The sequence below is a fragment of the Burkholderia sp. 8Y genome (assembly GCF_902506145.1).
Taxonomy (GTDB): Bacteria; Pseudomonadota; Gammaproteobacteria; order Burkholderiales; family Burkholderiaceae; genus Caballeronia.
Map to the genome: position 1 here is coordinate 15,951 of NZ_LR733520.1, position 22,032 is coordinate 37,982.

Genomic DNA, 22,032 nt, shown 5'->3' on the forward strand with positions numbered 1-22,032 from the left:
AAGACCATGACCACCGGTTTGCAGGTGATCTTCATCGAAGACGACGAGCTCGTGCGCCGCGCGAGCGTGCAGAGCCTGCAACTCGCGGGCTTCGAGGTGGCGGGGCACGGCAGCGTCGAATCCGCCGCGCGTGCCATCGACGCGCATTTTCCCGGCGTGATCGTGAGCGATATCCGTCTGCCGGGCGCGAGCGGCCTCGATCTGCTGGCGCAATGCCGCGAGCGCGCGCCGGACGTGCCGGTCATCCTCGTCACCGGGCACGGCGATATTTCGATGGCCGTTCAAGCGATGCGCGACGGCGCGTACGACTTCATCGAGAAGCCGTTCGCGTCGGAGCGTCTCGTGGAAGCGGTGCGGCGCGCGCTGGAACGGCGCACGCTCGTGCTGGAGAATCAGGCGCTGCGGCGCGAACTCGCGGAGCAGAGCAGCGTCGCGCCGCGCATCATCGGGCGCAGTCCGGCCATCGAGCAGGTGCGCCGGTTGATCGCGAACGTCGCGCCGACGGACGCCTCCGTGCTCATCAACGGCGATACGGGCGCGGGCAAGGAACTGATCGCTCGCAGTCTGCATGAGCTGTCGCCGCGCCGGGACAAGCCGTTCATCGCGGTGAACTGCGGCGCGCTGCCGGAGCCGATGTTCGAGTCGGAGATGTTCGGCTTCGAGGCCGGCGCGTTCACCGGCGCGCAGAAGCGGCGCATCGGCAAGCTGGAGCACGCATCGGGCGGCACGCTGTTTTTGGACGAGATCGAGAGCATGCCGCTCTCGCTGCAAGTGAAGTTGCTGCGCGTGTTGCAGGACGGCGTGCTGGAGCGGCTCGGGTCGAATCAGCCGGTGCGGGCCAACCTGCGGGTGGTCGCGGCGGCGAAGGGCGACATGAACGAGCACGTCGCGGACGGCACGTTCCGGCGCGACCTCTTGTACCGGCTGAACGTCGTGACCATCACGCTGCCGCCGCTCAACGAGCGCCGCGAGGACATCGTGCCGCTCTTCGAGCATTTTCTGCTCGATGCCGCCGTGCGCTACGGCCGGCCCGCGCCGCTCATCACGGACAGGCAGCGCGCCGAACTGATGCAGCGCGACTGGCCCGGCAACGTGCGCGAACTGCGCAACGCGGCGGATCGCATGGTGCTGGGCGTGCTCGACGACGCGGGCGCGTCGCTCGATACGGCGACGCAATCGCTGAAAGAGCGCACCGAGCACTTCGAGCGCGCGGTTATCGGAGAGACGCTGGAGCAGTGCGGCGGCGCGGTCGCGGTGGCGGCGGACCGTTTGCAGGTCGGCAAGGCGACGCTGTACGAAAAGATCAAGCGTTACGGGCTCGCGGCGAAGGGCGATTCGGACCGCTAGAAGGGAAAACGCCCGCGAATGCGGGCGTTCTAGTCTTTTTGCGTGCGACGCGCCGGATTCAGGCCGAGCCGAGCGCCTTGTCCAGCAGCGCATCCAGTTCCGCGAAAGTCGGCTCGCCGACATAGCGTTTGAGGATCTTGCCGTTCTTGTCGACGACAAAGGTGGTCGGCGTCAGTTGCACGTTGCCGAACTGCTTCGCGGCGGTGCCGTCGTCCATCGCGACCTTGAACGGCAGGTTGCGCGTCTGCGCGTAATTGCTGACGTACATGGGCGCGTCGTAGTTCATCGCGACCGCCACGAACTCCAGCCCGCGGCCTTTGTACTTGTTGTACGTGTTGATCATCTCGGGCATTTCCTTCATGCAGGTCTCGCAGCTCGTCGCCCAGAAATTGACGAGATAGACCTTGCCCTTCAGATCCGCCGATGTCGAGATCTTCTGTCCCGACAGCAGCGTGAACGTGGCGTCCGGCACGCGCTGCTGGCCGCCGAAAGCGAAGTAGCCGGTACAGGCGATCACGCCCGCGACGAGCGCCATCACGATATAGCGCAACGGGCTCTTGGCGCGAGCGGGGGTGTCTTGCGTGGTTTGGGACATGGGAAACCTCGGATTGCAGAGCCGAGCGCCCGGGGAAGGAAGGGCGCAACCGCAATAGGAAAGTGCCGGTTATTTTAGCGCCAAACGCCCGGCGGCATCACGACGAAGCGGAAAGCCCGGGATCACGGCGCGATAATGACGCTTTCTCACGCAACGGATCGACATGAAGCACGTTTCTTCTCCCGTGGCGTCGGCGGTGCGCCATTTAGCCTCGCTGTTAGCGTGGCGCGCGGCGATCGCGGCCCTCGCCTGCGGCGCACTGCTGGCGTGCACGCCCGCCTACGATTGGCGCACCGTCATGAACAACGACGACGGTTACGAAGTGACGCTGCCCGCCAAGCCACGCGCCGATGAACGCAAGATCGAGATCGCCGGCCAGCCGATGACCATGCGCATGCAGACCGCCGAGGCCAACGACGCTGTCTTCGCTGTCGGCACGGTCGTCCTGCCGAGCGCCGATCCAGCGCTGCAACGCGCGGCGCTCGACTATCTGGAGCAGGGACTCGCGCGCAACGTGAACGCGCACCCGTCGGCGCGCGCGACGCAAGTCGAACTTGCAGCGGGCGGCCGCGTGCTTGGCAGCGAGATGCAGGTGCAGGGCGCGAGCGGTGAAAAGCGCGAGTCGCGGACCATCCAGGCGCGTTTCGTCGCACGCGGGGCGCATGTTTATCAACTGGCGATCGTCTCCGACAAAGCCCCGCCCGCACAGGAGGCCGACCAGTTTTTCTCTTCCTTCAAGCTTTTTTAGAGGAGATGCTCGAATCATGGAAGCACTGCCTTAAAAGCCGGTTTTGAGCGCGTTTTGGACTGCAAGTCGCTTCGCAGCATCCAGCGGTAATGCGCGGATTTGTCAGGACTTTTTTCCGCTATCCACAATCTCTGTGGATAACTTTGTGGAAAAGAGTGTGCGGTAGGCATCAAATGCCGCAAACATGCGGCTCGCGTTAGTTTGCCTCCGATCACGGCAATTTAGTTAGTTCAATAAAATCAATGAGCTGGCAAATGGCCTTGCCCGCACCGTCTGATCGGATGAAACACACGCGCGGATCGCGTCAGTGTGCATAAGTCAAGACTTGACAAGCAATTTTCCGTTTACGCAGTGAGCGCAAGCCTCACGCGATAGCCAGCGCGCGCCGATATTGAATCGCTTCCGCAACGTGCGCGGCTTCCGGCGTGTCGACGCCCGCGAGATCCGCAATCGTCCGCACGACCTTCAGCACGCGGTAATACGCCCGCGCCGACCAGCCGAACCGCTCTCCCGCCGAGCGTAGCAGCGCCTCGCCGGCGGAATTGGGGCGGCAAACGTCGTCGGCTTCGCGGCCGTCCAGTTCGCGATTCGTCTTGCTCTGTCGGCGCAACTGCGCCTCCCGCGCGACGGCGACGCGCGCCGCCACCTGCGCGCTCGACTCGCCACGCTTCGCACTGCGCGCCGACAGTTCCGCGGGCGAGAGCGCCGGCAATTCGATCTGAATGTCGATGCGGTCGACCAGTGGCCCCGACAGCTTGCGCAGATAGCGCGCCGCACTGTCCGGCGAGCATCGGCAACGGCCGGACGGATCGCCGCGCCATCCGCACGGGCACGGGTTCATCGCGGCGATGAGCTGGCAGGCGGCGGGGAAGTCCGCCTGTTGCGCGGCGCGGGAAATGGTGATGCGGCCGGCTTCGAGCGGTTCGCGCAGCGTTTCCAGCACTTTGCGATCGAATTCGGGAAGCTCGTCGAGGAACAGCACGCCCAGATGCGCGAGCGTGATCTCGCCCGGTTGCGGCGGATTGCGCCCGCCGACGAGCGCCGCCGAACTCGACGAATGATGCGGCGCGCGAAACGGCCGCTGCCGCCACTGCGCCGGTTGAAAGCCGAGCGAGCTCGCCGAGAGGATGGCGGCGGACGTGAGCGCCTCGTCGTCGGACATCGGCGGAAGAAGGCCGGGCAGACGCGCGGCGAGCATCGACTTGCCCGCGCCCGGCGGCCCGACCATCAGCAGATGATGCCCGCCCGCCGCCGCCACTTCGAGCGCCCGTCGTGCGCCCGGATGACCGATGACGTCGGCGAGATCCGGCGATGGCGTGCAAGCCGCGTCGGAAAGCGTCGCGGCACGCGCGGGTCTCAGCCGCGCGTCGGGTACGCCGTTCAGGTGGGCGCAAAGCTCGGGCAGATCCGCCGCCCCGTACACCTCGATGCCCGGCACCAGCGCCGCTTCCGCCGCGCTCGCGAGCGGCACGTAGACCTCGGGCACGCGGGCGCTGGCGGCGTCGGCGGCTGAGTATTGGCGTGCCGCGCCGCAGACCATCGCGAACGCGCCGCGCATCGGCCTGAGCGCGCCGGTCAGCGACAACTCTCCCGCGAATTCACGATCCGCAAGCGATTCCGCGGGAATCTGCCCGCTCGCGGCGAGAATGCCGAGCGCGATCGGCAGGTCTGGTCTTTAGGGGTGTCGTTAACAGTTACCAAAAATCTTCTTGTTTAAAATCAAGATGTTGACGTTCCTATCAGTTTTGAGGGCGGAGGTCCACAATATTGTCGCTACTCCGCTTGGCGCTTAATTCACGATTCGCGATGACGAGCATCTCATTCAGAGTGGCCAATTTCTGCAACCGTGCCTTCACCGCACCAAGTTCGGCGCGAAGCTCGGCGTTCTTTCGACGTTCTTCTGCTAGCTCGTTCCGTTTCGCATCGCGCTGTTGTCGGCTCGAAGCGCCTTGCTTGACGCGTATCTGCTCGGCGATAGACGGATAGTGGTTATGGATAAGCGCAGGCGTGACGCCGGCCTCACGAGCTACGGCCGAAATGCTTAATTTGTCCGCATTGGTACGAGCACGGCCGCGCTCGATTCGATGGATTGCTAACTCGAGTTCTTTTTCACGCGTGGTTGCATGCTTACGGTCACCCATTCTGTGAATCCTCGATAGGGCAGCCCAATTTGGCTAGCACATCGGCACACCGGGAAACGTCTTTTGCAACCCGCGCGCGTCCACTCGGACCGATATCCTCCGCAGATTCTAACTGTCGAAGTTGGTGGAACAGGCTGTGGTAGACATGCGTATGTGGCCGTCCGATAACGGCGCTATTGCACCCATCACCACAGCGCGTAGGTTCAAGGTCGTTGCCTGGGCACAAATTGTCGTCAGCGGTACACCAAGCGTGACCATTGCTCCGTATGGGCGTACTGCGTGCAATCGATGCGACCATCGCAGCATGGTTCTTGAACAGGCCAATGTTTTCATCTCGCGAGCGCCAGTCGACAAGACGAGTCCCGTACCCGCCCGAGAGCGGCTCTGACGCGTCAAGCCAAGTCGAGACGACTGCTTCCTTCAGGTCATCAAGCTCGTCCTCGATTTCGAGATACAGCAGCATCTCTTGAGAGTCGTTAAGTGCATATCCCAACGTCATCTCCATCGACCAATGCTTGAAATGAGCCTTCAAGTAACGAAGGTCACCAAACTGGCTGCGAGCGGCATAGTTCGCAAACTTACGCCGGAACTGGTGGGAGGCTAGGTTCCAGTCGACGCCGCACGCTTTCGCGAATTTCTTAAGGTCGGAGTTGAGCGCATTAAGCGAAAGCGTACGAACTCTGTTTCCTGTGGCCTTGTTCACGCCGACGAACAGGGCATCGAGGTGGTCTTGTGCTTCGGCGACGCGAATATCGTTAACGTCTGCGGATTGATAGGCGGCTATCTCTCCGCGCAACATGTCTTGGTAAGGCGCAGCCCACCGCTCAAGCACGCGCAGCGCTGTGACGGCAGCATCGGGAATCATCCATTCGGTAGCTCCCTCGAATGTTTTTGTGGATTCCGACCTCATCCACCAATATTCCAAGCTGTCGTCGTCGGTAGTGGAGTAGCAGCTGTTAGCACGAAGAAAGGCGAGTTCGTGATTGCGGCACCCGCTGAGACTGGCAATCACCACATAGCAGGCTGCGCGAATGTCGTGGACCTGTTCCACGAACTCTCCATAAGCTCCTTCAAAGCCTAGGTCGCGAAGAGCATCCGCATTACGCCGTTTATCCGGCTTTGCGCCGACCCTGCGTCGCATTTCGTCGCGTAGGTCCAGCAATGGCGGTGCCTCAACCACAGTTTTCCACGCCGATTGAAACAACGTCACAAAGATGTCGTCCGGAATCAGCGGAGTTTTGCGGTCTCGCTTGTCTCGTCCGCCTTTTTTGGAGCCAGAAAGGTGGTGAGAAGACGAGTCTGGCCACGGATGCTCGCGGATAGGGTCGCTTGTGTACTGGCTTAAGTAATGGAGGTCTGTAACGGCTTTGATGCGTTTGTAGAGTGCCGCCGGCGTTAGCGCTTTTCCGCCAGTTTCCTTGCGGGACCGCATTGCGTGAACATAGTTATTGCAAACGAGCGGTGAGATGTCACCAAGTCGAGTGATGCCTAGGTCTTGAATATGCCGGATGAAATAGGATATTTCACGAACGTTCCGATTGAGTGACGAAGCGGCGAGACGCCTGCGGTTGCTGCCTCCCTTTCGCATGTAGCGATAAATCACCTGCTTCATCAGGTCTCGGTAGGACGGTGGAAACATAAAGAAGTCAATCTTCGTTTCAGATTGACGAGTGTTCGTCGTTGCTCCGGTAAGCCACCAAATTTCATCGCCGTATCTGCTTAACACACGCCATTTACCGTTCACCTTCCGAACCGATATGACTAGCTTGTCGCGTTCCAACCCTTTGGGCACGAGCCGAAGGTCGTCGGGTTGTGTTAGCAAGAACGCAGGCGAATCGATTTTCGAGTGGGGCAGTTGTTTGACATTCACGCCGAAAGCTCCTCGACTTCACGAATGATGGCTTCGCTGCGCCAGAAGGGATGCGGGTCCTGTCGTGCACGCTCGCGCTCTCGGTCCACATCGATTCGTTTAAAAACGCCTCTTTTCAGCCCCGCCTGTATAACGTCTCGGTCAATGAGTCGAACGATATGTGCGAACTGCTTTCGCCATCGCCGAGGGTCCATGCGTGCTCTCTCAGACAAAATGCGCCAATAAAAGCTGAATAAGCGATAGAGGTCGTCTCCCGTCACGACATAGTTGCGGCAGCGAAGGCAGTCGAGGAAGTTCGTGCAAATGACATTGTCTCTTTTCGGCGCATACTCGCCGTTGAAGACATCACTGCAGCGACCAACCGGCGTCCTTTCTGTTGCGCCCAAGGTGTTTGTGAGGAGCTCGTTGGTCAAAGCAAGTCCGAGGAACTTCCAATTTTTCTGGGAGTCCTCGCCCGGGCGCAGGTAGCTAATGGCCGCGACCGGCACCGAGTTACCGGCGGCGGCGGCCGTCGAGGCTACATCACCCTCAAGCAGCTCGTACACGCGATTGACGAAGGTTTTTCGGAGTCGGCTTACAGTAATATTCAGAGGTTTCCCGTTTTCATCCTTCAGGTCGTAACGCCGAACCAAGGTTTTAATCGCGAGGGCGAGCGTACCATCCGTCAGCGCCACAATCTCATTGGCTATGCGCTTCACCCGCCCGGTCGTTTTTGCCCGATAGAGCCATACACGATTTTTCAAGTGCCTGGGCGCTTTTTTTCTGAGATTCTCCGACAAGGCGACAACGCGCCGAATTAACTGGGCGACGGTTGGTCGTAGAGTGGGCATTGCTTCCGACTCTTTCGATTCAGCGTGCGTGTCACGAAGCGCCACTTTGCTTATCCTGCGACCGCGCCGCTTAAAGAGCACAAGAAATGTCCTGTCCAGCTTGGGATGGGGCCGTAGACAATCGGGCGGCATCTCAAGAAGAGGTGTAGTGTTCCTGCCGGTGTGGAGTGCAACCACGAGCAGCGCACATCCGACCAAATATCCAGTGAGTTCCACGCCTTCGGAAAATAGCGGCGCCACAGCGTTTCGCACCGCGAGAGTGAACGCTTTTCGCTGAGCCCGCGAGAGAGGCTTTGCGCCCTTCGACTGACGCCAAACTCCAGGAAAGGGATTATCCGGAAACGTCGAATTGTCGCCATCGCGAACTTCTAGAACGAGCCCTCGTGAGCACAATGCTTTTAGAAGCGTTTTGGTGCAGCCGTACCGTGCTTTAGAGGTAACTAACGATGTGCCATCGCTCCTGAGAAAGGCGAGATACCCATCAATTATCTCGCGGTTGATGTCCGCCAGTGTGAGGTCACGACGAAGCGACGAACTTAAAAGAACCAAGTAGTCAAGGAAAAAAGCCGCTCCTAACTTACAGCAGGACACTACAGTGAGCGCAGCCAAATCACCGTCCTGCTTGGCGAAGAACCTCTCTATCTGACGCTGACAAGCATAGGTTATCGCGTCCAATCCGACGCCGTACCATTTCGAGAAGTCGAAAGTTCGCCAGCGTCCGACTTCCGGTGGGAAAGTGATAATGGTGTTTTGGGGAGGGAGAATATTGGGCGAAACAACAGGTTTCCCCTCGATGATTTGATGTTCGATGGTCGGAATAGACAGGTCCGACTTCACGAAGACTTTTCGCTTGCTACTCACGGTTTGACGTCTCCAATGTCGTTAATCTCGTCGTCATAGGCAAGCACAGCTTCGTCAGCCATCTCGTTAATGATGTGAAGATAGACCATGGTGGAGCGCAGCGACGCGTGGCCCAACTGCTTCTGAAGGAAGACGAGTGGCTCAACCGTATTGCGCTTTCGGTTTCGAGATAAGACAGCCAGTGTGTGAGTCGCGTAGGTATGCCGGAGCATGTGAGGATGAGTCCTAAGGCCGATGCTTCGCCCCAATGCTCTGACCATCGCTTCGATTCCCTTCCCGTCCTGCGACCATGGCTCGCCATCCTGATTCAGGAACAGCTGGGTCGGTTCGATTGAAGCCAAGGATGCACGGGCACCACGATGCAGCACGACGTAGCGATGAAGATTCTTCATGAGCCTTCGGCTCATGTAGATGTCCCTGGGTCGTGACCCCTTCGTCTGCATGCCGCTGCCATCGGAAGGGTCAAGGCTGACGCGGACGTTTCTTGAATGAATTCCGACCTTGTCAGGGTCATAGACGTAAGAAACTGGGAAGGTGGCCAGCTCTTCACGTCGTAGACCTGTCCTCAATGCCATTCTGATAATGACATGATGGTGTTCGTTGACGGCCGCCGCCAGCAACCGGTCCGCCTCGTCCGAAGTGAGAAACTTCGGCAGATTGGGGTGCTTTCGGGGCATTACAGAGCGGACTTCCTGCCCCCTGCGGGTGTTGCTCACATGCGCGAAAAAGCCTGTGTCCGCAGGCGCATGACGCAGCTCATACGAATATGGAAGGATGGGCACCCATTCACGTCGAACTGCGAATTCGTAAAATTCGCAAATATAAACTAGCCGTTGCCGTACGGTATTGCGCGCTAGGTTTGCGACGTTGGTACAGTAATCACGGTAGCCAGCTACCAAGTTCTTGTCCTCGCCGCGCATCACGTCTCTCCAGTCGAGTTCGTGGGCTTCGAGAAAGCCGAAGTAATCGTACAAGGCTCGGCCAATCGCCTCCCACGACTTTGCTGAACCGATTTGACCTCTGAGGAGATAGAAGCGAAGGAACTCATTTGCTTCCACGCAGCTTTCCATGCTTTCCCAGAGAAGAATTGGGAACCCCGGACGCGGTAGCCCGCCAAGGATGTAGTCGCTCGTTGCGGGCACGAGAAACACTTAGATTCCTCGCTCTCGTAGCAAGCGTGCAGCTTGCAGAAAGGTCAATGCCCGGAGATGCATTGCCAGGTCGATGGCCCCGGCACCTCCTGTTTCGTCGCGTGTATCAAAGAATCGGGAGTCGGTGCAAAGAAGCTCGAAGTGGCGCTCACCGACGATGAGATGCCATCGAGAAGACTTGGGGCTTTTCGTCGGAACAAAAGCGGAATCTTTTTTAACGTGGTCGGCAAGTAACGGAAGCAGCGCGCTGGCGTCAAGGTGGCGCCACCTAGCCAGTTCGGAGTTATCCACAGCCCGTCTCGTCATGTAAACCCTCCCCGGACCCCACCCGCTGCTCGTCTCTACGAGACTAATACAAAACAGAAAAACAAGTAACAGAAACCACACCCCATAACGAAGCGGCCCGACTCCTTCGGCAAGTCGGCGGGCGCGAGATTAACGGTAATGCGGCTGACGGGAAAGTCGAAGCCGCAGTTCTGCAACGCGGCGCGCACGCGCTCGCGGCTTTCGCGGACTTCGAGATCGGGCAGACCGACGATGGAGAACGACGGCAGCCCGTTGGCAAGATGCACTTCGACGACAACTTCCGGCGCGCGCCCAGGCGCGGGCGCGCGGCTGCGTACCACGGCAAGCGACATGTTTTCACCTGAAACGGCGCGCGCCGGAAAACGGCTGCGCCGGCAATAAGACTAGGACTTCACGGCTCGCCGGCCGGGTACCAGAAGGAAAGCGCGCTCAGTCTTGCGCGGCGCCCGTGCTCGTGAGCCGCTGCTCCAGTTGCGCGACACGCTTTTCCAGTTCTTCAAGCCGCGCGCGCGTGCGTACCAGCACTTGCGTCTGGGTATCGAATTCTTCGCGCGTGACGAGATCGAGCTTCGAGAAGCCCTGAGAAAGCATCGCCTTCATGTTTCTTTCGACGTCCTTCGCGGGCGAGTTCTTGAAGAGTTCGCTCATCTTCTGCTGCAGGTCGTTGAAAACGTCGTTGGGCTGTTTCATCGTTTCTCCCTTCTTGCACAAATAAAGTGCATTCATTGTTAGGTCAGTGCCCCGAAACATCGAATGATCGAACTTGGTGCGCCCGCGTTTCTAGCGAGCGCGCGCCGGGGCCATCTCACAGGCGACGCGATTTTAGCGCCGGCTCGCAGCTGCGTTCGCCGTCCATGCCCTTTTTACGGACCTCGCGACCACTCTAGCAACGAACCGGCCCCCGCGCCAGCACACGCAGCGCGCGTTGGCCGTTCGGCAGAGGGCGCGGCGCGCTGATTCGCGGTATCGCCGGAAAGCCTTGCCAGTACTCGCTTGGCATACGAGTTGCATAAGTGGCGCGACCTTTTCGGCACGCTTTTTCAGCGGAACGGCAGGCTCCAAGGATCGGGCAACCACAGCGAGGGACTCATGAAACTCATTACCGCAATCATCAAGCCGTTCAAGCTCGACGAAGCGCGCGAGGCGCTTTCGGCCATTGGCGTTTCGGGCATCACCGTCACGGAAGTGAAGGGCTTCGGCCGCCAGAAAGGACACACCGAGCTGTATCGCGGCGCGGAGTACGTCGTCGACTTCCTGCCGAAAGTGAAGATCGAAGCAGCGGTGTCGGACGACATCGTGGATCAGGCGATCGAAGCCGTGGAACGTGCCGCGCGCACGGGCAAGATCGGCGACGGCAAGATCTTCGTCACTGCAATCGAACAGGTGATTCGCATCCGTACCGGCGAGACCGGCGCGGACGCGCTCTAAGAAAAATCGGCGATAAGAGGAACCAGCAGAATGCGCAACTTTTTGATGTCATTGATGGTGGCGGGCGCGCTGATCGGCGCGAATGTCGGCACCGCACTCGCAGAGGACGCGTCCGCACCGGCCGCCGCCTCGGCACCCGCGTCCGACGCCGCTTCGACGGCAAGCGCACCCGCCAGCGCGAACACGGCGATGGCGTCGTCGGCGCAAGCCGCCGCTGCGGCATCCGGCGCATCGGAGGCTGCGCCCGCCGCGCCGACCGAGCCGTTCTCCGTCGATTCGTCCAAGATCAGTTCCGGCGACACCGCGTGGATGCTGACGTCCACGGCGCTCGTCCTGTTCATGACGATTCCCGGCCTCGCGCTCTTCTACGCGGGCATGGTGCGCAAGAAGAACGTGCTCGCGACCGCCATGCAGAGCTTCGCGATCTGCTGTCTCGTGACGATCCTCTGGACGGTGGTCGGCTACAGCATCTCGTTCACGCCGGGCGGGTCGTTCATCGGCGGCTTCTCGCGCGTGTTCCTGCACGGCATGGCCTACATCAAGGGCGACAAGGCGACGACGCTCACCGTCAGCCATCTCGCCTCGACCATTCCGGAGTCGGTCTACTTCGCGTTCCAGCTGACGTTCGCGATCATCACGCCGGCGCTCATCACCGGCGCGTTCGCCGACCGCATGAAGTTCTCCGCGATGCTCGTCTTCATGGCGTTGTGGTCGCTAATCGTCTATTCGCCGATCGCGCACATGGTCTGGGAACCGACCGGCTGGCTCGCGACGGCGGGCGTGCTCGATTTCGCGGGCGGGACGGTGGTGCACATCAACGCGGGTATCGCGGGTCTCATGTGCTGTCTCGTGCTCGGCAAGCGCGTCGGCTACGGCCGCGAAGTGATGGCACCGCACAATCTCGTGCTCTCGCTGATCGGCGCGTCGATGCTGTGGGTCGGCTGGTTCGGTTTCAACGCGGGCTCGGCGGTCGCGGCTGACGGCCGTGCGGGCTTCGCGATGCTCACGACGCAGATCGCCACGGCATTCGCCGCTTTCGGCTGGATGTTCGCGGAATGGATCACGAAGGGCAAGCCGTCGGTGCTCGGCATCATTTCGGGCGCGGTGGCGGGGCTCGTCGCGGTGACGCCGGCTTCGGGCTTCGTCGGCGTGACGGGCGCCATCGTGATCGGCATCGTCGCGGGCGTGGTCTGCTTCTGGTCGGCGACGTGGCTCAAGCACAAGTTCAACTACGACGACTCGCTCGACGCGTTCGGCGTTCACGGCGTGGGCGGGATCATCGGCGCGTTGCTGACGGGCGTGTTCGCGGTGAAGGACATCGGCGGCTTCGACGGCAGCGTGCTCGTTCAGGCGAAGGGCGTGCTCGTCACGCTGGTCTACTCGGGCGTCGTGAGCTTTGTCCTGCTGAAGATCATCGACATGACCATGGGCTTGCGCGTCACCGAAGAACAGGAACGCGAAGGTCTGGATGTGACGCTGCACGGCGAACACGTCGAATGACACATTTGCCGCAGCCTGCGCGTTTTCAATTACGCGCGCGCTGTGGCAACCAGAACGAGCGCAGCGACTTGGCCCGCCTTCATGGCGGGTTTTTTTTGCCTGAATGAGCAATTAAAAACCGCGCGTCCGGGTTTCGTCCATTGGAACTCGCGGCGCGTTGCCTGACCTGGCGCAGGAGACCTTGGTAATTGGCGGCCCATCCCCAATTAGGCAAAACAATTGCTCTACAATCTTTCGTCTCCTATCGGCCGGGAAGTATCGCTCCGGTCCCGTGCAAAGCTGTCCGCGAGAAATCAATGGTTCCGCACTTAGTTACGGCGTTGAGTGGCCCTCTGCTCGATCTCGAACGGAAAATCCTCGAGGCCACGCCAGCCATCGAGCGGTGGTTCCGTCTCGAGTGGCAGGAGCACACGCCGCCGTTTTACTGTTCCGTCGATCTGCGTAACGCGGGGTTCAAGCTCGCGCCCGTCGACACCAATCTGTTTCCCGGCGGCTTCAATAATCTGCCGCAGGAAGTGCTGCCGCTCGCCGTGCAGGCGGCGATGGCGTCCATCGAGAAAATCTGTCCCGATGCGAAGAATCTGCTCGTGATTCCCGAGCGCCATACGCGCAACGCGTTCTATCTGGAAAACGTCGCGCGGCTCGCCGCCATCATGCGGCAGGCGGGGCTGAACGTGCGCTTCGGCACGCTCGATGAAAACATCCACGGCCCGGTGACGATTCCGCTCGCCGATGGCCAGAAGATCGTGCTCGAGCCGCTTGAACGCACGCCGCGCAGGCTGGGGCTGAAGAACTTCGATCCTTGCTCGATTCTGCTCAACAACGACCTGTCGGCGGGCATTCCGCCGGTCCTCGAAAATCTGCACGAGCAGTATTTGCTGCCGCCGCTGCACGCGGGCTGGGCCGTGCGCCGCAAATCGACGCACTTCGCCTGCTATGACGACGTGGCGAAGAAGTTCGCCAAGATGGTCGAGATCGATCCGTGGATGGTGAACCCGTACTTCGCGCACGTGGAAGGCGTGGACTACGAGGCGCGCACGGGCGAAGAGGCGCTCGCGGACGCCATCGACGGCGTCATCAAGAAGATCGCGAAGAAGTATCGCGAATACGGCATCAGCGAGAAGCCGTATGTGGTCATCAAGGCGGATGCCGGCACCTACGGCAAGGGCGTGATGACCGTGCACGACGCGAGCGAAGTCGCGGCGCTCACGAAGCGCGAGCGGGCGAAGATGAACGACGCGAAGGACGGCCTGCAAGTCCACGACGTGATCGTGCAGGAAGGCGTGCATACCTTCGAACGCGTGGAGAACGCGGTGGCGGAGCCGGTCGTGTACATGATCGACCGGTATGTGGTCGGCGGTTTTTATCGCGTGCACGATTCCCGGGAGCGCGACCAGAACCTGAACGCGCCGGGCATGCACTTCGTGCCGCTCGGCTTCGAGCACACGGCGCTGCCGGACGCGCACGCGAAGCCGGGCGCCGCGCCGCCGAACCGCTTCTACATGTACGGCGTGGTCGCGCGGCTGGGGCTGCTCGCGGCGTCGGTGGAACTCGAAAAGACCGATCCCGAAGCCATTCAGGTGTAAGTGCGCGGCTTGCGGTAAGCTCGCAGGCCGCGAGAACCCAAGCGAAGACCATGGACATTCTTTTTATCGCCGACCCGCTCGATCACTTCAAGATCTACAAGGACACGACCTACGCGATGATGGCCGAAGCCGCGCGCCGCGGTCACGCGCTATACGCGTGCGAGCCGCAGCATCTCGCGTGGACGGGCAACGCGGTCGAGGCGAACGTGCGCCGCATCGAGATTATCGGCGACGAAGCGGACAGCGACCGCTCGCCGTGGTTTTCGGCGGCGGAGCCTGAGAATCTGCCGCTCGCGAAGTTCGGCGCGGTGCTGATGCGCAAGGATCCGCCGTTCGATCTCGAATACGTGAACGCGACCTGGCTGCTGGAAATGGCCGAGCGCGCGGGCGCACGCGTGTTCAACAAGCCGCAGGCAATTCGCGATCATTCGGAGAAGCTCGCCATCGCGGAATGGCCGCAATTCGTCGCGCCGACGCTCGTCACCCGCGACCCGGCGCGCCTGCGTGCATTCCACGCCGAGCACGGCGATGCCATTCTGAAGCCGCTGGACGGCATGGGCGGCATGGGCGTGTTCCGCGTGAAGGCGGACGGCATGAATCTCGGTTCGATCATCGAGATGCTGAGCGAGAACGGCGCGCGCATGGTGATGGCGCAGAAGTTCATCCCGGAGATTTCCGACGGCGACAAGCGCATTCTGGTGATCGGCGGTGAGCCCGTCCCGTATTCGCTCGCGCGCATTCCTCAAGGCAGCGAAGTGCGCGGCAATCTGGCGGCGGGTGGGCTCGGCCGCGCGCAGCCGCTGACGGCGCGCGACCGCGAGATCGCCGAGACGCTCGGGCCTGTGCTGAAGGCGCGCGGACTGTTGCTCGCGGGCCTCGACGCGATCGGCGACTACCTCACCGAAGTCAACGTGACGAGCCCGACGTGCTTTCGCGAAATCATGGATCAGACCGGCTTCGATGTGGCGGGCATGTTCATCGACGCGCTGGAGCGGGCAGTCGGCTGACGGTCGCGTTGCGCGTTGTGTCGAACATAGCGTTTTGCGCACTGCAAAACGCGCGTTGCCAGCACTGTTACAATTGACTTCCCGACGGCTTGCGAACCAAGGCTGGATCAGATTCAGCAAGCCGGCAGTACGGGAAGCGCCGTCAGCGTCACCGGTTGATTTCCCGGCCGGACGGACGCATATACGGCGCGTAACACGCGGCGCTCGCGCGTTTTCGAGCGATCTCTGACGTATTCGTCGCTACAGAGGCAGCAATCCCGACATGGCTGGCATTCTGATCATCGCGCACGCACCGTTCGCCACCGCGCTTCGTGAGTGCGTCGCTCATATTTACGGCGGCTTGCCCGCGCGTATCGGCGTCATCGACGTGACCGCCGACTGCGATCCGGTCGAAGTTCGCGCGTTCGCCCGCTCGGAAATCGACCGCCTGAAAGAAGGCAACGGCGCCATCGTGCTCACCGACGTGTTCGGCGCGACGCCCGCGAACATCGCGGCGAGCCTCGCCGAACCGGACGTGCGCGTTCTCGCGGGCGTCAACTTACCGATGCTGGTGCGCGCCGTCTGCTATCGCGCGACGCCGCTCGACACGCTCACCGAAAAGATTCTGCAAGGCGGCTCGAAAGGCATACAGGAACTGGATGCGTCGACGCCGCTCAATCCCTGCGCGCTCGCAACCAAAGCGGCCGGCTCGCCCGATCCGGCGTGTTCCGCGAGCGCCGATCTCGCCGCCGCGAAGGCCGCCAGCCACTGACGCCGCTTCCCTCATCCACTCGCGTTTCGGAGCATCATGCAGCAACAGGAAACAACCATCGTGAACAAGCTCGGGCTGCACGCGCGGGCGTCCGCCAAGCTGACGCAACTCGCCGGCAATTATCAGTCCGAGATCTGGATGAGCCGTAACGGCCGCCGCATCAACGCGAAAAGCATCATGGGCGTGATGATGCTGGCAGCCGGAATCGGCAGCACGGTGACGATCGAAACCGAAGGCCCGGATGAAGCCGAAGCCATGCAGGCGATTCTCGGCTTGATCGCCGACAAGTTTGGGGAAGGGCAATAACGCATCACCGAAAGCTGTACGCAAACAACGAAAAGCCGCGCATCGACGCGGCTTTTTTGTGCCTGCTTCGTCCGGTCACGCGGTAACGCGGGGAAATCGGCTTGTTCCTGCCGCGACAGGCCGTGCAGGGACTTTCGATAGGTTCGAACTTATAATTGCCTGTGCGGCCAAGCGCCCGCTGCGGGTCTGAGAGACCGCGGTTACATCACAACTAGAGGAGGTGCGCGTGTCTTTCACGCTGCATGGAATTCCCGTATCACGAGGCATCGCTATCGGGCGAGCGTATCTCATTGCGCCGGCCGCGCTCGACGTCGCCCATTATCTGATCGAGCCGGATCAGATCGACGCGGAAATCGCGCGCTTCGTGGCGGCGCAAGCTGCCGTGGCCGCCGAACTCGCGGCGTTGCGTGAAGACCTCGCCGCCGACGCGCCCACCGAAATGGGCGCGTTCATCGACGTCCATACGATGATCCTGAACGACGCCATGCTCGTGCAGGAAACCATCGACCTGATTCGCACGCGCCGCTACAACGTCGAATGGGCGCTCGCCGAACAACTCGAGATTCTCGGCAGCTACTTCGACGACATCGAAGACGAATACCTGCGCGAGCGCAAGGCGGATATCCAGCAAGTCGTCGAGCGCCTGCTGAAGGCGCTGGCGGGCGCGCCGACGGCGGCGTCGCTCGTCGTCCACACGGCCGCCAGCAACGGACACAACGAGATGATCGTCGTCGCGCACGATATCGCGCCCGCCGACATGCTCCAGTTCAAGACGCAGGCGTTCAAAGGCTTCGTGACCGATCTCGGCGGGCGCACGTCGCATACGGCGATCGTCGCGCGCAGCCTGGGCATTCCGGCGTCGGTCGGCGTGCAGCAGGCGAGCGCGCTGATCCGGCAGAACGATCTCATCATCGTGGACGGCGATCATGGCATCGTGATCGTCGATCCGGCGCCTATCGTTCTCGAAGAATATTCGTATCGTCAAAGCGAAAAGCTGCTGGAGCAGCGCAAGCTCCAGCGCCTCAAGTTCTCGCCGACGCAAACGCTCTGCGGCACCAAGATCGAGCTGTGCGCGAACATCGAATTGCCGGACGATGCGCAAGTCGCGGTGGAAGCCGGCGCGATGGGCGTCGGCCTCTTTCGCACCGAATTCCTGTTCATGAATCACAAGGATCGGCTGCCGGAGGAGGAGGAGCAGTTCGAGGCGTACAAGCGCGCGATCGAGTTGATGAACGGCAAGCCGGTGACGATCCGCACCATCGACGTGGGCGCGGACAAGCCGCTCGATTCGATGACCGGCGGCGACGGCTACGAAACCGCGCCGAACCCGGCGCTCGGCCTGCGCGCGATTCGCTGGAGCCTGTCCGAGCCGCAGATGTTCGTGACGCAACTGCGCGCCATTCTTCGCGCATCGGCGTTCGGCCCGACCAAGATTCTTATTCCGATGCTGGCGCACGCGCAGGAGATCGACCAGACGCTCGACCTGATCCGCGAAGCGAAGCGCCAGCTCGACGACGCGGGCATCGCGTACGACCGCAAGGTGCAGGTCGGCGCGATGATCGAGATTCCGGCGGCGGCCATCGCGGTGCAGTTGTTCCTGAGCCGGCTCGATTTCCTGTCGATCGGCACCAACGATCTGATTCAGTACACGCTCGCCATCGACCGCGCGGACAATTCGGTCGCGCATCTGTACGATCCGCTGCATCCGGCGGTGCTGTATCTGATCGCGCTGACCTTGCGCGAGGCGAAGCGCGCGGGCGTGCCGGTTTCGGTGTGCGGCGAGATGGCGGGCGACCCGACGATCACGCGCCTGCTGCTCGGACTCGGACTGACCGAGTTTTCGATGCATCCGAGCCAGTTGCTCGTCGTGAAGCAGGAGATTCTGCGCTCGAATCTGAAGGCGCTGGAGAAGCCGGTTGCGGACGTGCTCGCGGCTTACGAGCCGGCCGAGCTTCAGGCCGCGCTGGCGCGTTTGCAGAAAGCCTGATCCTTAGATGTGACGCGCGCCGCAGACCGGGCAATCCGGCTGCCGCGCGATCTTCATCGTGTTCCATTCCATGCGCAGCGAGTCGAGCATCATCAGCCGGCCAGCGAGCGTTTCGCCGAATCCACCGATCACGCGCAGAGCTTCGGCGGCCTGCATGGCGCCGATGATGCCGACCGTCGGCGAGAACACGCCCATCGTCGAGCACGCCACTTCCTCGAACCCCTGATCCGGCAGAAACACGCACGCATAGCAGGGCGACGCGGGCGAGCGAAAGTCGAACGTGCTGATTTGTCCATCGAAGCGCAAGGCCGCGCCGGACACGAGCGGCACGCCATGCGCGACGCACGCGGCGTTGATTGCGTGGCGCGTCGCGAAGTTGTCGCTGCAATCGAGCACGACGGCGGCGCGCGGCACGTTCGCGTCGAGCCAGGCGGCGTCGGCGCGTGCGTTGATCGCTTCGATTTCGACGTCCGGATTCAGCGCGTTCAGCGTCTGTCGCGCGGACTCGACCTTCGGCTGACCGACGGAACGCGTCGCATGCACGATCTGTCGCTGGAGATTCGTGAGATCGACGGTATCGGCATCGACGAGCGTGATCGTGCCGACGCCCGCTGCGGCGAGATACATCGCCGCTGGCGCGCCGAGTCCGCCCGCGCCGACGATGACCGCGCGGGCATCGAGAAAACGCTGCTGCGCTTCGATGCCGATTTCATCGACGAGAATATGGCGGGAATAGCGAAGGAGTTGGTCGTCGTTCATCGAGCGGGGAGCGCGGAGGGCTCAGGTGGCTTTCGGCGCTGCGACGGGGCACCGGACAAACACGCTTCGCGGCGCGATGCCGCGAAGCCCCACATCAACTCACTTCGACTGCTGAGCCGTCGGCGACGAAGCCGGCACTGTGCCCGACGCCGGCGACGAGCCCGGCGTGGCCGGCAACGCCGGTTGCGCGACCACCGGCGCCGATGCCGAACGCGCCGGCTTGTTCTGCGCGAGCTTGCGTTCGCTGAACGACTTCGATTCGACGACAGTCTTGCCTTCCAGCTTGTTCAGCGCCTGCTGAAGCATGAAGTCGTCGTTGCTGCCGAACTCCACCGGCTTGCGGTCGCGGTCCTTGCGGCGCTGCTCGGGCGTCTTTTTGTCGTTCTGCTCTTCCAGCAAACGCAGTTGCTCCAGACGATCCTGCTCGCGCTGGTCCTGTTCCTTCTTCTCGTTCGGGTCCTGCGTGTTCGCGAGGTGATTCGAATAGTCCACTTCGCGGGTCACGAGCGCGTCGTCCGGGTCGCCGTCCGCGTATTGATCGACCGGCACGTCGGGGCGCACGCCCTGATTCTGGATCGACTTGCCGCTCGGCGTGTAGTAGTACGCCGTCGTCAGGCGCAGCGCGGTGTCCGCGGTCATCGGACGAACCGTCTGCACCGAGCCCTTGCCGAACGTCGTCTTGCCGACGATCAGCGCGCGATGATGATCCTGCAGCGCGCCCGCGACGATCTCCGAGGCGGAAGCCGAATACGCGTTGGTCAGCACGACCATCGGCACCTTCTTGAAGATGTCCGGCACGCTCTTCAGCGGGTCGGAATCGAAGGACGGCAGGCGGTAGTTGTCGTAGGTGTCGCGGAACGTCTGCTTGGCGTCCGCGATTTGTCCATTCGTCGAGACGACGACTGCGTTGTCCGGCAGGAACGCGCCCGCGACGCCGACGGCGCTTTGCAGCAGACCGCCGCCGTTATTGCGCAGGTCGAGCACGAGGCCCTTCAAGTTCGGCTGCCGGCGCGCGAGGTCTTGCAGCTTCGACGCGAGATCCGGCACCGTGCGCTCCTGGAAGCTCGTGATGCGGATATAGCCGTACCCCGGCTCCGGCACCTTCATCTTGACCGACTGCACGCGGATCAGCGCACGCGTGACGGTGAGCGGGAAGGTGCGGTCGTCGCTCTTGCGGAAGATGGTCAGCGTGACCTTCGTGCCCGGTTCGCCGCGCATCTGCTTGACGGCCTTGTCGAGCGTCATGCCGCGCACCGGCTTGTCGTTGATGCGCGTGATGAGGTCGCCCGGACGAATGCCGGCGCGGAACGCGGGCGTGTCCTCGATCGGCGAGATCACCTTGATGAGCCCGTCTTCCGACGAAATTTCGATGCCGAGGCCCGCGAAGCGGCCCTTCGTCTGTTCCTGAAGCTCTTCGTAGTCCGTCTTGTCGAGATACGACGAGTGCGGATCGAGGCTCGACACCATGCCCTTGATCGCGGCGGTGAGGAGCTTCTTGTCGTCGACGGGTTCGACGTATTCGTGCTTGATCTGCCCGAACACTTCGGCGAAGAGCCGGAGTTGATCGAGCGGAAGCGGTGACGATGCGGCTTGCTGCGCGGACGCGGAAATCTGCAAGGTTGCGAGAGCGCCGGCAGCAACGCCTGCGGCGATCAGGCCGAAGTTTTTCAGGTTCTTTCGCATAGAAGAGTGCGTGCGGAATCGAATGGGCTGCATCGTGGGTGACGGGCCAGTATACCCGCTCGCTTTCAAAGGCGACTTAAACGCAACTTAAATGCCCGGCGCCTTGGCCGACGACAGCCTTCGCTCGCCGATGCACGCAGCGGCGCCTGTCGGCGGCGACGGCCCGACGTCAGCCACGCGCCATGCGGGCCTTCGAATGCGCGACGGGCGCCGCCAAGCGACGCCCGTCCAGGCAAAAAACGGCTCGATACGCGCCTTAGCCCGCCTTGCCCTGCTTCGCGACCGCGGCCTGGGCGGCGGCGATCGCGTCCGGATCGCCGAGGTAGTAGTGCTTGATCGGCTTTAGGTTTTCGTCGAGTTCATAGACGAGCGGCACGCCGTTCGGAATGTTGAGCCCGACGATGTCCGCGTCGGAAATGTCGTCCAGATACTTCACGAGCGCGCGCATGGAGTTGCCGTGAGCGGCGATCACCACCTTCTTGCCCGCCTTGATGGCCGGCGCGATCGACTCGTTCCACACCGGCAGCACGCGCGCGACGGTGTCTTTCAGGCACTCGGTCAGCGGCAGTTGCTCGCGCGGAACCTTGGCGTAGCGCGGATCGTTGAAGGACGCGCGTTCGTCGCTCGGGTCCAGCGCGGGCGGCGGCGTGTCGTAGCTGCGGCGCCAGATGAGAACCTGTTCGTCGCCGTACTTCTTGGCGGTCTCCGCCTTGTTGAGACCGGCGAGCGCGCCATAGTGGCGCTCGTTCAGACGCCACGAATGGACGACCGGGAGATACATCAGGTCCATCTCGTCCTGAACGTGCCACAGCGTGCGAATGGCGCGCTTGAGCACCGACGTGTACGCGATGTCGAACGTGTAGCCGGCCTCGCGCAGCAGCACGCCCGCCTGGCGCGCCTCGCGGTTGCCCTGTTCGGTGAGGTCCACGTCGACCCAGCCGGTAAACCGGTTTTCCTTGTTCCACGTCGATTCGCCGTGGCGGATGAGCACTAGCTTGTACATGTTTGATAGGTCGGTCAGTTGAAAAATCGGGTGCCCGATCGCACTCCGTCATCCTGCCCTCACGCGTGGAGTGCCGCCATCGGCCGGATGGCCAGGGCCATCGCGGGAAAGGGTTATTTTATAATGCGCGGATTGCCCTCATTTTCCTTTCTTCCTTCTCTACTATCTTTCGG

General features: G+C 61.9%; 19 protein-coding genes and 2 pseudogenes. 9 read left to right on the forward strand and 12 right to left on the reverse strand.

The genetic code is table 11. The annotated features are described in order from the left end of the window. Positions 1–6 precede the first annotated feature (6 nt). Positions 7–1,347 carry a sigma-54-dependent transcriptional regulator gene (locus GV035_RS10690; protein WP_159835089.1) on the forward strand — a complete coding sequence of 447 codons (1,341 nt, stop codon included), beginning with the start codon at positions 7–9 and terminating at the stop codon, positions 1,345–1,347. A gap of 58 nt (positions 1,348–1,405) precedes the next feature. Here the strand turns inward: GV035_RS10690 and GV035_RS10695 are convergent, their stop codons facing one another. After that, positions 1,406–1,942, reverse strand: a complete 537-nt coding sequence (locus GV035_RS10695; RefSeq protein ID WP_159835090.1) for a TlpA disulfide reductase family protein — start codon at positions 1,940–1,942, stop codon at positions 1,406–1,408. A gap of 184 nt (positions 1,943–2,126) precedes the next feature. Here GV035_RS10695 and GV035_RS10700 point away from each other — a divergent pair, with 184 nt between their 5' ends. Next, on the forward strand, positions 2,127–2,690 hold the full coding sequence (locus GV035_RS10700) for a hypothetical protein (protein WP_236572580.1): 564 nt from the start codon (positions 2,127–2,129) through the stop codon (positions 2,688–2,690). Positions 2,691–3,054: 364 nt separating this feature from the next. Here GV035_RS10700 and GV035_RS10705 read toward each other — a convergent pair. From GV035_RS10705 to GV035_RS10740, 8 genes and pseudogenes are all read right to left on the reverse strand, one after another. Continuing rightward, positions 3,055–4,365: pseudogene (locus tag GV035_RS10705) on the reverse strand (YifB family Mg chelatase-like AAA ATPase); the annotation flags it as partial. 64 nt (positions 4,366–4,429) lie between these two features. After that, entirely contained in the window at positions 4,430–4,831 is a 402-nt protein-coding gene (locus GV035_RS10710) for a TetR family transcriptional regulator (RefSeq protein ID WP_159835092.1), read from the reverse strand. Then, positions 4,824–6,701 (reverse strand): integrase, encoded by a 1,878-nt coding sequence (locus GV035_RS10715; RefSeq protein WP_159835093.1) that lies wholly within the window; start codon positions 6,699–6,701, stop codon positions 4,824–4,826. The genes GV035_RS10710 and GV035_RS10715 overlap by 8 nt, the downstream gene beginning before the upstream one ends. After that, on the reverse strand, positions 6,698–8,392 hold the full coding sequence (locus GV035_RS10720) for a hypothetical protein (RefSeq protein ID WP_159835094.1): 1,695 nt from the start codon (positions 8,390–8,392) through the stop codon (positions 6,698–6,700). The genes GV035_RS10715 and GV035_RS10720 overlap by 4 nt, the downstream gene beginning before the upstream one ends. Then, the gene (locus GV035_RS10725; RefSeq protein ID WP_159835095.1) at positions 8,389–9,543 is read right to left on the reverse strand and encodes a tyrosine-type recombinase/integrase; all 1,155 of its coding nucleotides are present in this window, start codon (positions 9,541–9,543) and stop codon (positions 8,389–8,391) included. Before GV035_RS10725 ends, GV035_RS10720 begins: the two co-directional genes overlap by 4 nt. After that, the gene (locus tag GV035_RS10730; protein WP_236572581.1) at positions 9,544–9,834 is read right to left on the reverse strand and encodes a hypothetical protein; all 291 of its coding nucleotides are present in this window, start codon (positions 9,832–9,834) and stop codon (positions 9,544–9,546) included. Between the two features lie 104 nt (positions 9,835–9,938). Then, positions 9,939–10,181, reverse strand: a pseudogene (locus GV035_RS10735) (magnesium chelatase domain-containing protein); the annotation flags it as partial. A 97-nt stretch (positions 10,182–10,278) separates the two neighbouring features. Next, on the reverse strand, positions 10,279–10,539 hold the full coding sequence (locus tag GV035_RS10740) for an accessory factor UbiK family protein (RefSeq protein ID WP_159835097.1): 261 nt from the start codon (positions 10,537–10,539) through the stop codon (positions 10,279–10,281). Positions 10,540–10,938: 399 nt separating this feature from the next. Here GV035_RS10740 and GV035_RS10745 point away from each other — a divergent pair, with 399 nt between their 5' ends. From GV035_RS10745 to ptsP, 7 genes are all read left to right on the forward strand, one after another. Continuing rightward, complete coding sequence (locus tag GV035_RS10745) at positions 10,939–11,277, forward strand: P-II family nitrogen regulator (RefSeq protein ID WP_014190273.1); 339 nt, start codon at positions 10,939–10,941, stop codon at positions 11,275–11,277. 30 nt (positions 11,278–11,307) lie between these two features. Beyond that, complete coding sequence (locus GV035_RS10750; RefSeq protein WP_159835098.1) at positions 11,308–12,777, forward strand: ammonium transporter; 1,470 nt, start codon at positions 11,308–11,310, stop codon at positions 12,775–12,777. Positions 12,778–13,073: 296 nt separating this feature from the next. Beyond that, a complete protein-coding gene (gene gshA, locus GV035_RS10755) occupies positions 13,074–14,363 on the forward strand; it encodes a glutamate--cysteine ligase (RefSeq protein ID WP_159835099.1) in 1,290 nt (429 codons plus the stop codon). A 50-nt stretch (positions 14,364–14,413) separates the two neighbouring features. Next, complete coding sequence (gshB, locus tag GV035_RS10760) at positions 14,414–15,370, forward strand: glutathione synthase (RefSeq protein WP_159835100.1); 957 nt, start codon at positions 14,414–14,416, stop codon at positions 15,368–15,370. A gap of 262 nt (positions 15,371–15,632) precedes the next feature. After that, positions 15,633–16,121 carry a PTS sugar transporter subunit IIA gene (locus GV035_RS10765; RefSeq protein ID WP_159835101.1) on the forward strand — a complete coding sequence of 163 codons (489 nt, stop codon included), beginning with the start codon at positions 15,633–15,635 and terminating at the stop codon, positions 16,119–16,121. Positions 16,122–16,157: 36 nt separating this feature from the next. Beyond that, positions 16,158–16,427: an HPr family phosphocarrier protein gene (locus GV035_RS10770; RefSeq protein ID WP_159835102.1), complete on the forward strand. Its 270-nt coding sequence runs from the start codon at positions 16,158–16,160 to the stop codon at positions 16,425–16,427. 226 nt (positions 16,428–16,653) lie between these two features. Continuing rightward, on the forward strand, positions 16,654–18,414 hold the full coding sequence (gene ptsP / locus GV035_RS10775; RefSeq protein WP_201303962.1) for a phosphoenolpyruvate--protein phosphotransferase: 1,761 nt from the start codon (positions 16,654–16,656) through the stop codon (positions 18,412–18,414). Positions 18,415–18,417: 3 nt separating this feature from the next. Here ptsP and GV035_RS10780 read toward each other — a convergent pair whose 3' ends face one another. The 3 genes from GV035_RS10780 to gpmA all read right to left on the reverse strand — a co-directional run bounded on the left by GV035_RS10780 (position 18,418) and on the right by gpmA (position 21,859). Beyond that, positions 18,418–19,173 (reverse strand): HesA/MoeB/ThiF family protein, encoded by a 756-nt coding sequence (locus GV035_RS10780; protein ID WP_159835104.1) that lies wholly within the window; start codon positions 19,171–19,173, stop codon positions 18,418–18,420. A 99-nt stretch (positions 19,174–19,272) separates the two neighbouring features. Beyond that, on the reverse strand, positions 19,273–20,856 hold the full coding sequence (locus GV035_RS10785) for a S41 family peptidase (protein ID WP_159835105.1): 1,584 nt from the start codon (positions 20,854–20,856) through the stop codon (positions 19,273–19,275). A 256-nt stretch (positions 20,857–21,112) separates the two neighbouring features. Beyond that, a complete protein-coding gene (gene gpmA, locus GV035_RS10790; protein WP_159835106.1) occupies positions 21,113–21,859 on the reverse strand; it encodes a 2,3-diphosphoglycerate-dependent phosphoglycerate mutase in 747 nt (248 codons plus the stop codon). Positions 21,860–22,032 lie beyond the last annotated feature (173 nt).